Genomic DNA, 14,139 nt, shown 5'->3' on the forward strand with positions numbered 1-14,139 from the left:
CTGACTCTATGCATGAAAACTTTCACAACGCAACCTTCGGCCGGTGTCCGTGCGGCGACCGGAGGACGAGCCGGGAGGCGTGCGCTCTGTACTATCCGCACGGCGGAAAAACCAGAGGAGTTGTCGCATGCAGCCGGTCGGCCCGTACAGGTTCACCGAGGCGCTGGGCGTCTGCCAGGTCGGCACGGCGTGGTGGGCCATCGACGGGCAGGACCGGCTGGTGACGGTGGCCGTGCTCGAGGGCGCGGCGGCGGCCGACCCGCCGTGGCGGGAGGCATTCGCCAACGCGGCCAACGCCATGGCGCTGACCTCGGGCGGCCAGCGTTACGTCAACGCCGACTTCGCCGCCGCCAAGCCGTGGGTGGCGTACCCCTCGGAGGAGGGGATGGGGGCGCAGCGGCTGTTCCAGACCCTCGGCATGGAGCTGCACCCGGCGGAGTCCGAGACCCAGGTCCTGATCCCCGAGTCCGGCGCCGTCGGCGGACCGCCCCAGCCGGTCTCCGGGGCGCCGACCTCCGGCACGCCGAGCCCCACCTCGGGAGCGCCGCTGCCCTGGGCCATGCACGCCGCCGTGCCGCACCAGGTGTCGTCCCCGCCCCAGCAGGTGTCCCCGGCGCCGCAGCAGGTGTCCCCCGCGCCGCAGCCGGTCAGCGCCCCGCCGCAGGACCCGTTCACCGCGCCGGTCCGCCGGATCACGCCGTCCGAGCCGCGCCCCCGCCGGACCGGGCTCTGGATCGGGATCGCCGCGATCGTCCTGGTGCTCGTCGCCGGTGTCGGCGGCGCCGTCGTCTGGTTCGGACCGGACGACCCCGGCACGCCGAAGACCGAGGGGACCACCAGCCCGGCGCTGCAGCCGGAGCAGAAGACGCCGCCCCAGTCGCCCGGCCTCGAGCCGCCCAGCGCCGGCGACTGGCCGAAGGAGTGGCCGAAGTTCACGCCGGGCGACTCGGTGCGCACCATCGCCGACCTCGACGGCCTGGGCTTCGCCCTCAAGGTGCCGGCGGAGTGGGACTGCACGCCGGCCGGCCGCGCGCAGGGGTTCGTCAAGTACAACTGCGGCGTCTCGAACGACAAGCAGCAGATCGGCGGCGAGCTGATCGTGCGCGAGTGCCCGGTGCCGTGCGACGTGCAGCGGCAGACCGCGATGCGCCAGGAGGAGGAGGCCTGGGGTCTGCAGTGGATGCGGGGCGGCCAGTTCGTCTCCTACGCCGACTCCAGCAAACTCCAGCTCGACGGTGAGCGCCGGTACGGCCTGGTGCTCGTCGCGTACTGGCGGGGCGGGAACAGCGGGCAGATCGACCGCCAGGTCGTCTTCCGGATGACCTCCCCGATCGACGGTGCGGGTCGGCTGCGCCGGGTGGCCAACCACCTGCGCGACACCCTGATCTTCTGACCGCCCGACCCCTCCTCGCCGCGCGGAGTTCCGACATGCCCTCTGGTACGGCCCTGGCACGTCGGTTCGCCGTCCTGCTGGGCACCGTCGCGATCGGCTGTGCCGCCGCCGTCCCCGGTGCGGCGGCGGTACCGACGTACGCCCGCAACGAGCCGGCGGTCGCCGTGGCCACCCCGGCGACCGCCTTCCTCGAGGCGCGGTACGCCGGCTACCTCCGGAACACCGCCACGGGCGCCCTGGTCCGTCCCGAACAGGTGGTCGTGGTGCGCCGGTGCAGCGGGGCGGTGGTGAACCCCGACGGCTACGTGGTGACGACCACGGTCTGCGTGCAGCCGAGCCGGGAGGTGCTCCTGGTCAACGCCCTCTACCGGCTCGGCCGCACGCTGGTGCAGCGCAACGAGCTGCCGGCCGAGCGGCTGGACGGTTTCGTCGCCGGCCTCCAGGGTTCGTCCGCGTTCACCGGGGCCCGGCGCGGCACCGCGCCGACCCTGCGGCTGACCGGCCAGTTCGGTGCGGCGACCTCGGGGGACAGCTCCGTACCGGCCGTCGCCGGCGCGGTCACGAAGGCCCTGCCGGCGGTCGACGGCAACGTGGCGCTGGTGAAGCTGCGCCGCACCGGCCTCCCGGCCGTCGAGATCGCCCCCGACCCCGACCTGCGCGCCGGGTCCTCCGTGGACATCCTCGGCTACGCGCTGGGCGAGGGCACCGGCGACTCCGGCACCTGGACCGTCCGCGACCGCACGGTCGAGGTCATCGGGCGTACCGGGACCAACCGCACCGGGGTCAGCGGCCAGCTCGGTCCCGACTCCCGGGGCGGCCCGGTGGTGGACTCCGCCGGCCGGCTCGTCGCGCTCCTGGACACCGACACCTCCGCCGAGGGCGAACCCATCCGCGACCTGATCGGCACCGCCAACATCGACCGCCTGCTCGCCCAGAGCGGCGTCGACAACCGGCTGAGCGAGACCGACCGCGCCTTCCGGTCGGCCCTGGCCGTCTACTTCGCCGGCCACTACTCGCAGGCGATCGAGCGGTTCGACGGCGTGCTCGGCCAGGACCCCGGGCACGCCGCCGCCCGGGCGTACCGGCAGCGGGCGCAGGAGCGGCTGCGGCTGGACGGGGACGCCACGGAGAACGCCGCGAACTGGTGGTCGTATCTCCTCTCCGCCGCCGGCGGGGTGCTGGTCATCGGCGCGGTGACCCTCGGGCAGCGCGCGCTCCGCCGCCGGCCGCGGCCGGTCGGAGCGGGCGGGCCCGGCTCCGACGCGGAAACGGTGGCCGTCGGCGGCGCGCCGACCGCCACCCCGGTGGAGGCCGCCCCGCCGGCCACGAGCGCCCCGCCGGTGCCGCCGTCCGCCGAGGACACCCTCGTGCTGACCGTGCCCGCGGCCCGCCGGACGGAGGCGCCCGCGCGGCCCGCGCCGGAGGACACCGCCGGCCCGGACCGGACGGACGTGCCGTCCGCCCTGGACGACACCGTGGTGCTGCACCTGCCCGAGGCCGGACCCGGCACGCCGGCGGCGGAGCAGGCCGACGGTGGCGGGTCGGCGCCGGCCACCGACGCCGGGACGCCCCGCGAGCGGCCCCGGAGCGCGTTCCGCCCGGACATCGAGGGTCTCCGCGCGCTCGCCGTGGTGTTGGTGGTGCTCTGGCACGCGGGCATCCCGTACGTCTCCGGCGGCTTCGTCGGGGTGGACGTCTTCTTCGTCATCTCCGGCTACCTGATCACCACCGGGATGGCCGCCGAGGTGGCCGCCCGGGGCCGGTTGTCGCTCGGCCGGTTCTGGGCCAGGCGGGCCAAGCGGCTGCTGCCCAGCTCCGCGCTCGTCCTGCTCGCGGCCCTGGTCCTGACGTACCTCCTGCTGCCGGACATCCGCTGGCGGGACACCGCGGGCGACGTCGTGAGCAGCGCCCTCTACCTGGTCAACTGGCGGCTCGCCGACCAGTCCGTCGACTACCTGGCCGCCGGCCAGGCCCCGAGCATCGTGCAGCACTACTGGTCGCTCGCGGTCGAGGAGCAGTTCTACCTCGTGTGGCCGGTGCTGCTGGTGGGCGTCGCCTGGCTGGCCCGGCGGGGACGCACCCCGGCCCCCCGGTTCCGCACCCTCGCGTTCGCCGCCGTGGCTGTCGTCTGGGCGGCCTCCTTCGCCTGGTCGGTGCTGCTGGTCGAGGCCGACCCCGGCCGGGCCTACTTCGTCACCACCACGCGGATGTGGGAACTCGCCGTCGGCGCGCTGCTCGCGCTGGCGCCGATCCTGCGGCTGACCGGCGCGGTCGCCGCGGCGGCGGGCTGGCTCGGCGTCGCGGCCATCGCCGTCTCCGCGGTGGTGCTGAGCACCTCGACCCCGTTCCCGGGCACGATGGCGCTGCCCGCCACCGTCGGCGCGGCCCTCGTCATCGCCGCCGGGGCCACCGCGCGGTACGGTCCGGTCGCGCTCCTGCGGTTGCCGCCGATGCAGTTCCTGGGCGGGATCTCGTACACGCTCTACCTCTGGCACTGGCCGCTGCTGGTGGTCCTCACGGCGCGGATGCCCGACCCGGGCACGCTGGCCGTGGGTGCCACCGTGGCCCTGTCGGTGGTGCTCGCCTACCTGACCAGCCGGCTGGTGGAACGGCCGGTCTGGCACTCGCCGCGGCTCGCGGTGCGGCCCCGGGTGGCGCTCGCGGTCGGGGCGGCCTGCACCGTGCTGTCGGTCTGCGCGGGGCTGGCCTTCCAGACCGCCACCGGCCCGGCCGCGCCGGCCAGCGGCGACGTGCGCGACGCGCCGGGCGCCGCCGTGCTGACCGCCGGCGGCGCGACCGGCGCGGGGGTGCCCGTCGACCGCGCGCCGTCGGTGGTGCCCGACCCGGCGGTGGCCCGGGACGACCTGCCGTCGGTCTACGCCGACCGGTGCCACGCCGGTCCCACCGAACCCGAGGTGCTGCGCTGCGCGTACGGCCCGCAGGACGCCACGGTCACCATCGCCGTGGTCGGCGACTCGCACGCCGCGCAGTGGGTGCCGACGCTGCGGGCGGTCGCGGAGCGGCGGAACTGGCGGCTGCTGACGTACACCAAGTCGAGCTGCCCGGTCCTCGACGTCGAGGTGGTCGGCGCGGACGGCCAGCGGCCCGCCGACACCTGCGCGGCGTGGAACCGGGAGCTGCCCGGCCGGCTCGCCGCCGACCACCCGAACCTGGTCGTGACGAGCAGCTACAACTACTCCGCCTACCGGGACGGCCGGCCGCTCACGGGGTCGGCGGGCCGCGCCGCGCTGGTGGACGGGATGCGCCGGACCTGGCGGTCGCTGGCCGGAATCGCCCCCGTGGTGGTGCTGCGGGACACCCCGGCGCCGCGCCTGGACGTCGCGGAGTGCGTGTCGGCCCACCGGGAGGAGCTGACCCGGTGCGCGGTGCCGCGCGACGAGGCCCTGGCGGGCATCGGCCCGCTCCAGGTGGACGCGGCGCGGGGCCTGACCGGGGTACGGCTGGTCGACCTGAACGACGCCATCTGTCCCGCCGACCGGTGCGCGGCGGTGATCGGTGGGGTGCTCGTGTACCGCGACACGAATCACCTCACGGCGACGTACGCGCGGACGCTGGCGGCCCGGCTCGACGAGCAGTTGCAGATGGTGATGGGGTGAGCGGAATGATCAGCAGGGACGGCGACGTCGCCGGGGTCGATCCTGCTGGCGTGGGCGCGGGCGGCCCGCTGCTGGCCGGCCGGTCGGTCGCCCTCGTGCACGAGTGGTTCGGCGCCACCGGCGGCTCGGAGAACGTCTTCCTGGCGATCCAGGAGGTGCTGCCCGACGCGAAGGGGTTCGTGCTGTGGCGCGACCGCGACGCGCGACGCGGCCTCGACCTCCAGGAGTCGTGGCTGGCCCGGACCCCGTTGCGGCGGTCCAAGGCGCTGGCGTTGCCGCTCATGCCGCTGACCTGGCGCACGCTCAGCAGCGAGCGGTTCGACGTGGTCATCTCGTCGAGCCACGCCTTCGCGCACACCGTGAAGTTCCGGTCCGCCCCGGACGCGCGCTACCTGAGCTACATCCACTCGCCGGCCCGCTACCTGTGGAGCCCGGACTTCGACGGCCGGGGCTCGAACGGGGTGCTGACCGTGCCCCGGCGCGTGCTCCAGGGCGCCGACGTCCGCCTCAGCCGGCACGTCCACAGCTACGCCGCCAACTCCCGTGAGGTGCAGGCCCGCATCCAGCGGTTCTGGCGGCGCGACGCCCGCATCATCCACCCGCCGGTCGACGTGGACCACTTCGCCGACGCCCCGGCCGCGCAGCGCCGGCAGGACCGCGACTACCTGCTCGGCGTCGGACGCTGGATCCCGTACAAGAAGTTCGACCTGATGATCGACATCGCCGACGCCGCCGGGATGCCGCTGGTCATCGCCGGGTCGGGGCCGGAGGAGGAGGCCCTGCGCCGGCAGGCGGCCCGCGTCGGGGTCCCCGTCACCTTCGAGCGGCAGCCGTCCCGGGACCGGCTCCGCGAGCTGTACTGGGGGGCACGGTGCCTGCTCTTCCCCACCCACGAGGACTTCGGCATCATCCCGGTGGAGGCGATGGCCTGCGGCACCCCGGTGCTGGGGCTGCGCCGGGGTGGGGTGCTGGAGACGGTCGTCGACGGCGAGACCGGTTTCCTGGTCGACTCGGACGACCCGCGGGCGTACGCCGCCATGCTGCGGCACGTCGACGGCCTGGACCGGGACCGGGTCCACGCCCACGCCGCCCGGTTCTCCACCGCGGTCTTCCGCGCCAACGTCGCCTCGTGGGTCGCCGATGAGACCGCCTGAGGCCGCCCCGCGCCTGCGCAGGCCGGGCGGGCACGCCCTGGTCGTGGCCGCCGCGGTGCTGGCCGTCGTCACGGCCCTCGGGGTGACCACCGTGCTGCCCCGCCCGACCGTCGCCGGTGGGCTCGGCCTCGTCGTGGTGGCGGTGTGCCTGACGGCCCTCTACCAGACCACCCGGTCGGCGTCGTTCAGCCCGGTCTCCGTGACGTTCTGGGCCTTCGTCACGGTCTGGGTGGGCTTCGCGCCGCTGCTGCAGATCCGGGACCGGCGGCTGCCCTGGCCCGACCTGCCGCTGGACCAGTACTACGTCAGCGCGCAGGTCATCCTCCTGTTCGCGGTGCTGGCCTACTGGGCCGGCAACACCCGACGCCTGCCCGCGCCGCGGTCGCGCACCTCGTCCCGCACCCGGATCACCGTCGAGAAGGCGCTCGCGGTCACCGTCACCGCCGCGGTGCTGGCCGTCGTCTGCCTGCCGATGACCGGCGGCCTGGCCGTCCGGTTCGGCAGCCGCGACGACCTCCAGCGCGCCATCGCCGAGGCCGGCCTGAAGAGCCGGCAGGACTTGGCGCTGCTCGGCCTGCTCAGCACCTTCCCGGCCGCCGTCGCCGCGGTCGCCCTGGTGCTGTGCCTGCTCTGCTGGCGGAGCCGGAGCTACGCCGGACCGAGGGCGCGGTGGGTGCTGCTGGGCACCACGGCCACCGCGGTGCTCCTCAACGTCGTCTACAACAACCCGCTCTCCGCGAACCGGTTCACCGCCTTCGGTGTGCTGCTCGCCGCCGGCCTGGCGATCGTGCGGTTCGAGCGGCGACGCTGGCGGACCCTGTTCTCGCTCGGCATGCTCACCGGCCTCGCCGTGCTCTACCCGCTGGCGAACCTGTTCCGCAACGAGCGCTCGCGCGGCGACCTCCGGCTGGGCCTGGACGCCTACTACACGTGGGACTTCGACGGGTTCCAGCAGACCGTGAACGCCGTCTACTACGCCCGCGTGCACGGCCACAGCTGGGGCCACCACCTCGTATCCGCGCTGCTGTTCTGGGTGCCCCGGTCCTGGTGGGAGGGGAAGGCCATCCCGGCCGGCAACGCGGTGGCGGCCAGCCGGGGCTACTCCTTCCAGAACCTGGCCCTGCCGTTCTGGGCCGAGACGTACCTGGAGTTCGCCTTCGTCGGCGTGGTCGTGCTGTTCTTCTTCTACGGGCTGCTCGCCCGGCGGCTCGACCGCGCGTTGAGCGCCACGCCGGCCGGCCTGGGGACGGCCCTCACGGTCACCTTCGCCGCCTTCCAGATCGGCCTGCTGCGCGGTCCCCTCGGCGCGCAGATCCCGTTCGTCGGCGCCGCGTTCGCGGTGCTCGTCGTGGGCGTGCTCGCCCTGCCCGACCGGGGCTGGCGGCTGACCCGACCGCACCCACCGGTCGACCACGACCCCCCGACCGTGGCACCCACCCGAACCGAGGAGATGGCGCCCCATGACTGATCCCCGGCCCCGGGTCGCCGTCCTCGCCGACTGGTGGTGGCCCGACGAGGTCGGCGGCGCGGAGCGCTCCGCCCGCGCGGCCGCGCGGGAACTGGCCGGCTTCGCCGACGTGTCGGTCTTCGTGCCGTCCACCGCCGACAACACGTACGCCGACGGTCCGCTCACCGTGCACGCCGTCCGGCGGCCCCTCGCCCGGCGGCAGCACGCGGACACCCGGGTCCGGCGCGGGCTGGAGTTCCTGACCGCCTGGCTGCTGCCCCTCGTCGCGTCCCGCCTGACCCGGCGGATCCGGGCGTTCCGGCCCGACGTCGTGGTGGCCACCAACATCTCCCGCACCGGTCCCTGGCTGCCCCGCTGGGTGCGGGCGCGCGGCCTGCGCTACGTCCGGGTCTTCCACGACCTGAGCGACACCTGCTGGCGCCGGTCGCGGCTGAAGGACTCCCGCACCTGCGCGACCCTGTGCGGGGAGTGCCGGGTCAAGGCCGGGATCATGCGGGGCGCCACCCCGCGCGGCGCGGTGAGCGTCTGCGTCTCCGGCTTCGTCCGCGACGAACTCGCCGGGGCGGGCCTGACCACCCCGGCGGCGAGCCTCGTCGGCTACCCGCTGATCGGCCCGCCGGAAGCGGTACGCCCGGCCCGGCGGATCGACGAGACCCGGCTCGTGGTCGGCTACCTCGGCCGCCTTGACCCGGTGAAGGGCATCGAGTCGGCCATCCGCACGGCCGGCGCCCACCAGCGGAGCACCGGCACGCCGGTGCGGATGCTGGTCGCCGGTGAGGGGCAGCCCGACTACACCCGGACGCTGGCCGAGCTGGCCCGCTCGGAGGAGGTCGACCTGCACCTGGCCGGCCACATGACGGTCGACGCGTTCTGCGACGCGGTCGACGTCGTCCTCATCCCGTCCCGCTGGATGGAGCCGTTCGGCCGGGTCGCCGTCGAGGTCGGGCGCACCGGGAAGCCGATGCTCGTCGCGCCGCTCGGCGGCCTGCCCGAGGCGGCGGCCGTGTCCGGCGGCGCCTACGCGTACGCCGACTTCCAGGACCCGGCCGCGGCCGCGGCCGCGCTCGGTGAGCTGCTGGCGGGCGCGGCGCCACCGGTCGCCGGGGCCGGCGGCGCGGCGGCGACGCTGCCGCAGGCCGTCGTGGTCGCCACCCGGCGGGCGCTGTCCGGCGCGGCCGGCGCGACGGCGGGGCGGCGGCCGTGACCGGGACGGTCGCCAGGCCCCGGGCCGCCGCCGGGCGCAACTGGGCCCGGCTCGCCCTGACCCTCGGGCAACTGGCCCTCATGGGCACGAGCCTGGTGTTCAGCCTGGCCCTCGGCTACGCCGGCGACCTGTCCGCGGTCGGCGCCACCGCGCCCGCGATGCTGGTGTTCCAACTGACCTGCGGCGTCCTGCAGCGGTCCCTCGCCGAGGCGACGCTGCTCGCCGAGGCGCACGCCGAGCGGGCCGCCGAGCGGACGGAGTGCCAGCGGTCGGTGGCCGCCGCGTTCACCGGCGGGCTCGCCGGCGCGGTGCTGGCGGTGGCGTCGGCGGTGGCCGTGTCCGGCGGGTCGATCGAGCTGGCCGTCGCCTACGCGGCCGGCATCCCGTTCGCGATCGCGCTGGACATCGGCCGGGCCGCGGGTGTGGCGGCCGGCGCCGCCCGGTCCGTGTTCCTGGAGACGGGCGCGTGGCTGGCCGCGCAGCTCGTCGTGCTGGTGGTCGCGGCCACCCGGTCGCCGCTGGCCGTCTGCCTGTCCTGGACCGTGGTGAACGTGGTGTTCCTGCTGGCCGCGGCCGGCCGGCCCGAGCGGCGGCCGCGCTTCGCCGGGCTGCCGGGCTGGGTGCGGTCCCGCCGCGGCGTGATGGGCGCGGCCTCCCTGGACGCCCTGCTCGTCGGTCTCACCCCGGTGCTCGCCCTGCAGGCCACCGCGTTCGTCGCCGAGGCCGCCACGCTCGGCGTCATCCGCATCACCCAGCAGCTGTTCGGGCCGTTGGCGTTCGTGTCGATCACCGTCCGGCGGGTGCTTGTCTACCAGCGCACGGCCGACGTCGGCACGACCCGGCGGCAGGACCTGCGGGACGGGGCGCTGGCGTGGGCGTTCCTGGCCGCCGGTTCGGCCGCCCTCGGGCTGGCGGTGCTCGTCGGTCAGGAGTTCGTCCCCGCGCTGTCCTTCCTGCCGGTGGGCTGGGTCCTGGTCGCCGCCGGGCTGGAGAAGGCCGCGCTCGGGTTCTCCTACGGCTGCTCGCTGAGCAGGTTCATCCGGGGCGAGTTCGCGCTGCTCCTGCGCGCCCGCTACGTCATGCTGGGCCTGACGGTGCTCGCCGCGCCGCTGCTGACAGTCCGATTCGGAGCGTCCGGCTACCTGGTCGCGTCGGCCGTCGGAATGGCCGTCTACTCGCTGGTTCTCGTCGCGCTGCCGGCCGGTGACCGTCCACGGCCGACACCTGTCGCGTCGGACACCGGTCTGTCCTGACCGGCGGCCCTCGCTAAGGTTGTCGGCATGAGCGACAGTGTCGGCCTGCTGCTGCGGCGTGCCGGATTCGGCCCGACCGCGGTCGAGCTCGCCGCCGCTCGCCAGGCCGGCTACGCCGCCGCACTGACCGGTCTGACCGCCCCGCCCGGCCCGGACGTCGGCGCGACGGGCGCGCCCGTCCCGGACCTCGGGCCCGACGCGTACGCGGGCAAGCGCGACCTGACCTACGAGGAGAAGGTCCGGCTGGAGGACCTCCGCGACGCGCAGACCGCGCAGCTCACCGAGTGGTGGCTGAACCGGATGACGGTGGCCAGCCACCAGGCCGTCGAGAAGCTGATCTTCTTCTGGCACGGGCACTGGGCCACGTCGGTCAAGAAGGTGCGCAGCCCCCAGCTGATGCTCAGCCAGCACCGGACGCTGCGCGGCGCACCCGACTTCACCGTGATGGCCCGGCGGATGGTCGTCGACGCGGCGCTGAACCACTACCTGGACGGGCACCTCAACACCCGGCAGGCGCCCAACGAGAACCTCGCCCGTGAGCTGTGCGAGCTGTTCCTGCTGGGGATCGGCAACTACACCGAGAAGGACGTCAAGGAGGCCGGGCGGGCGCTGACCGGCTGGCGGTTCAGCCTCACCATGGGCCGTTCGGTGTTCGACGCGCGGGCCCACGACCCGGGCCGCAAGTCCATCCTGGGCCGCACCGGGAACTTCACCGCGCAGAGCCTCGTCGACCTGCTGGTGGCCCAGGATGCCTGTCCCCGGTTCGTCGCCGCCCGCCTCTGGTTCCGGTACGGCTCGTCCACCCGGCCCATCCCGAAGGGGCTCCAGGAGAAGATGGCCCGCGCCTTCCCGGCGCCGATGGCCATGCTCCGGGTGCTCCTCGCCGACGAGGCGTTCCAGGCGACCGCCGGCACCATGGTGAAGCAGCCGGTCGAGTGGCTCGTCGGTGCGCTGCGGCAACTGGGTGTGCGGCCGGCCAACCTGCCCGCGGAGACCCGCAAGGCCGTGCTGCACGACCTGGAGAACCTGGGGCAGTTGCCGTTCGCGCCCCCCAACGTGGGTGGCTGGCCCTCCGGCGGCTCCTGGTTGACCTCCGCCGCCGCGCAGGTCCGCCTGCGCCTGGCCGGCCGGGTCGCCGAGCAGGCGCCGGTCGACCAGCTGACCCCGGAGAGCCTGGCGTACCTGCTGGGCGTCGACCGGTGGACGAATCGCACCTACGCCGTGCTACGTGGCACGCAGGACCGGCGGCAGTTGTTGACCCTGGGCCTGGCGAGTCCGGAATACCTGGTGACATGACGATGGACCTGCAAACCCGACGTCGCTTCCTGCTCGCCTCGGGCGTCACGGCGGGTGCCGCGCTCGCCGCCGGTGCCGGCGGGATGGGGCTCGCCCAGCTGCTGCGGACCGCGGGGCAGGACCGGGCCGCCGCGCCGTCGAAGAAGCTCGTCCTCGTGACCCTCTACGGCGGCAACGACGGGTTGAACACCGTCGTCCCCTACGCCGATCCCGCCTACCACGACGCGCGGCCGGAGCTGGCGTACGACCCGGAAAAGGTGCTGCACCTGGACGACGCCCTGGGCCTGAACCCGGTCATGCGGGGCCTGAAGCAGCTCTGGGACGAGAAGCGGCTGGCGGTCGTCCTCGGGGCGGGCTACCCCCGGCCGGACCGCAGCCACTTCCGGTCCATGGACATCTGGCAGACCGCGTCCCCGGCCGAGCCGGTGACGACCGGCTGGGTGGGCCGCTGGCTCGACGGCACGAAGGCCGCTCCGGAGGCCGCGGTCAGTTTCGAACCGGTGCTGCCCCCGGTGCTCGCGGGGGAGACCCGGGCGGGTTCCTGCGTCAACGTGGGCGGCCTCGAACTGCCACCGGGCATCGGCGCGGACGCCGTCGCCGCCCTCGGCCGCGGGGAGCCCGGCGAGCCGGAGCTGCAGGCCCGCGCGGCGCGCGCCTACGGCGACCTGCTCCGGGTGGAGCAGCTGGTCCGCGACGCCGAACAGCACCAGAGCCCCACCCCGGGCGGCGTCGAGCAGGAGGTCCTCACGACCGGCCCCGGCAGCCGCAGCGTCCTGGAGACGCAGCTGGCGCTCGTGGCCCGCTGCGTCGAGGCCGGGGTGCCCACCCGGGTCTACTCGGTGAGCCTCGACGGGTTCGACACCCACGCCATGGAGCGGGCCGGCCACGAGAGCCTGCTCACCCGGCTCGACCGCGCGCTGTCCGCGTTCGTGGCCCGGATGGCGCGCACCGAGGCGGGCCGCCAGGTGACCGTCGTCGTCTACAGCGAGTTCGGCCGGCGGGTCCGCGCCAACGCCTCCCAGGGCACCGACCACGGGACGGCCGGGCCGGTGTTCGTCCTGGGGCCGGCGGTGGCCGGCGGGCTCCACGGCGAGCAGCCCAGCCTCACCGACCTGGACGACGGCGACCTGAAGGCCACCGTGGACTTCCGGGACGTCTTCGGCACGGTCCTGGCCTCGGTGCTCGACGCCGAACCCGACCGTTACCTGGGCAGCGGCTACCGGGCCACGCCGCTGCCGCTGCTCGCCGTCGACTGAGGACCGGTCACCGCCCGCCCGCCCGGAACACCTCCGCGACGGTCCGCAGGATCACCTTGACGTCCAGCCACAGCGACCAGTTCTCGATGTAGTAGTTGTCGAACCTCGCCCGGTCGGAGATCGGGGTGTCCCCGCGCAGGCCGCTGACCTGGGCCAGCCCGGTCAGCCCGACCGGCACCCGGTGGCGCATCGCGTAGTTCGGGTACTCGGCGGAGAACTTCTCCACGAAGTACGGCCGCTCGGGCCGGGGCCCCACCACGCTCATCTCCCCGCGCAGGATGTTCCACAGCTGGGGCAGCTCGTCCAGCGACGTACGGCGCATGAACCGCCCGATCGGCCCGACCCGCCGGTCGTGCGCGATGGACCAGTTCGTCTGCGACTCGTGCTCGTCCACCGGCCGCATCGACCGGAACTTGACCACCCGGAAGGGCTTGCCGTAACGGCCGATCCGCTCCTGGTGGAAGAAGATGCCGCGACCACCGTCGAGGAACGTGGCGATCGCGCACAGCAGCAGCACCGGGCTCAGCAGCAGCAACGCCGTCGTGGCGAGGACCACGTCGGAGGCGCGCTTCACCGCCCACCGCGGGCCGGAGAACGTGGTGTCGCCGATCTTCACGATCGGGATGGCGCCGATGTGGTCGGGGTAGCCGCCGTGCGACCGGGACCCCCACAGCCGCGGCACCGCCCACAGGTCACACGCCGAATCGGCCTGCCGGAGCAGCGTCTCCATGAGCACCGACTCGGGACAGTCCGGGTCCGCGATGACCAGCACCTCGCACTCCAGCAACCGGACCAGATGCTCGAGGTCGGCCAGGGTGCCGATCAACGGGACCGCCGCCCCGTGGTCCGGCGGCGCCGTGTCGACGGAGCCCACGAAGCGCAGGCCGTACTCCGGGTAGCGGCGCAGCAGCCGGGCCAGCTCCACCCCGATCGGGCCGGCGCCCACGACGATCGCGTTGTGCTCCACCCACCGGCGCCGGCGGGCCAGGAGGGTCACCTTCCGGCTGCACACCCGACCCAGGACCACGAGCGCCGCGGAGAGCGCCACGCCGTGCATGAAACCACTGACGTACGGCACCGAGTCGTGCCGGTAGGCCGCCACGATGGCGACCACCGCGCCCGACGCCAGCAGCCGGCCCGAGAGGCTCGGCAGCTCGTCCAGGATGCTGAGGTGCCGGCGCGCCCGGTAGAGGCCACCGGCCGCGAAGACGGACACCGTGAGGACGGCGTTGGCCAGCGTGCCGCGCCAGTAGTTCTGGGTCACCAGCAGCGGCGCGAGCAGCGCGACGACGTCGACCGGCGCCGTCATCATCCAGGCCCGGAGCCAGCGCGTGCGCGTCGAGGCCCGGGAACTGGCGTACGGCAGCACCGCCGTCGTGTCGAGACCGGCGCGCGGCCCCGCGGCCGGCGCCGGCCCGGTCCCGGACCGGGCCCCGGGGACGGCCGAGGGCACAGCGCTGCCCCGGTCCGTCTCCGGCCGCCGCATCATCATCTGCGG

9 protein-coding genes are annotated in these 14,139 nt (G+C 74.8%); 8 read left to right on the top strand and 1 reads right to left on the bottom strand.

Features of this window, described 5'->3' with window-relative positions:
- Window positions 1–127 precede the first annotated feature (127 nt).
- Genes ACZ6PY_RS21550 through ACZ6PY_RS21585 form a run of 8 tightly spaced genes read left to right on the top strand, consistent with a single transcriptional unit; the run spans window position 128 to window position 12,641 of the window.
- Window positions 128–1,393, top strand: coding sequence for a hypothetical protein (locus ACZ6PY_RS21550; RefSeq protein ID WP_466074711.1), 1,266 nt, complete (start codon window positions 128–130; stop codon window positions 1,391–1,393).
- A 35-nt stretch (window positions 1,394–1,428) separates the two neighbouring features.
- Window positions 1,429–5,010, top strand: a complete 3,582-nt coding sequence (locus ACZ6PY_RS21555; protein ID WP_466074712.1) for an SGNH hydrolase domain-containing protein — start codon at window positions 1,429–1,431, stop codon at window positions 5,008–5,010.
- A gap of 5 nt (window positions 5,011–5,015) precedes the next feature.
- On the top strand, window positions 5,016–6,164 hold the full coding sequence (locus ACZ6PY_RS21560; RefSeq protein ID WP_466074713.1) for a glycosyltransferase: 1,149 nt from the start codon (window positions 5,016–5,018) through the stop codon (window positions 6,162–6,164).
- Window positions 6,151–7,632: a hypothetical protein gene (locus ACZ6PY_RS21565; RefSeq protein WP_466074714.1), complete on the top strand. Its 1,482-nt coding sequence runs from the start codon at window positions 6,151–6,153 to the stop codon at window positions 7,630–7,632. Before ACZ6PY_RS21560 ends, ACZ6PY_RS21565 begins: the two co-directional genes overlap by 14 nt.
- On the top strand, window positions 7,625–8,836 hold the full coding sequence (locus ACZ6PY_RS21570) for a glycosyltransferase (RefSeq protein ID WP_466074715.1): 1,212 nt from the start codon (window positions 7,625–7,627) through the stop codon (window positions 8,834–8,836). The genes ACZ6PY_RS21565 and ACZ6PY_RS21570 overlap by 8 nt, the downstream gene beginning before the upstream one ends.
- On the top strand, window positions 8,833–10,089 hold the full coding sequence (locus ACZ6PY_RS21575; RefSeq protein ID WP_466074716.1) for a hypothetical protein: 1,257 nt from the start codon (window positions 8,833–8,835) through the stop codon (window positions 10,087–10,089). Before ACZ6PY_RS21570 ends, ACZ6PY_RS21575 begins: the two co-directional genes overlap by 4 nt.
- Before the next feature lie 27 nt (window positions 10,090–10,116).
- Window positions 10,117–11,385 carry a DUF1800 domain-containing protein gene (locus ACZ6PY_RS21580; protein ID WP_466074717.1) on the top strand — a complete coding sequence of 423 codons (1,269 nt, stop codon included), beginning with the start codon at window positions 10,117–10,119 and terminating at the stop codon, window positions 11,383–11,385.
- Window positions 11,386–11,387: 2 nt separating this feature from the next.
- A complete protein-coding gene (locus ACZ6PY_RS21585; RefSeq protein WP_466074718.1) occupies window positions 11,388–12,641 on the top strand; it encodes a DUF1501 domain-containing protein in 1,254 nt (417 codons plus the stop codon).
- A gap of 7 nt (window positions 12,642–12,648) precedes the next feature.
- Here the strand turns inward: ACZ6PY_RS21585 and ACZ6PY_RS21590 are convergent, their stop codons facing one another.
- Window positions 12,649–13,953: a sugar transferase gene (locus tag ACZ6PY_RS21590; RefSeq protein ID WP_466075201.1), complete on the bottom strand. Its 1,305-nt coding sequence runs from the start codon at window positions 13,951–13,953 to the stop codon at window positions 12,649–12,651.
- Window positions 13,954–14,139 lie beyond the last annotated feature (186 nt).

This window comes from Micromonospora sp. NPDC048907 (assembly GCF_055586885.1).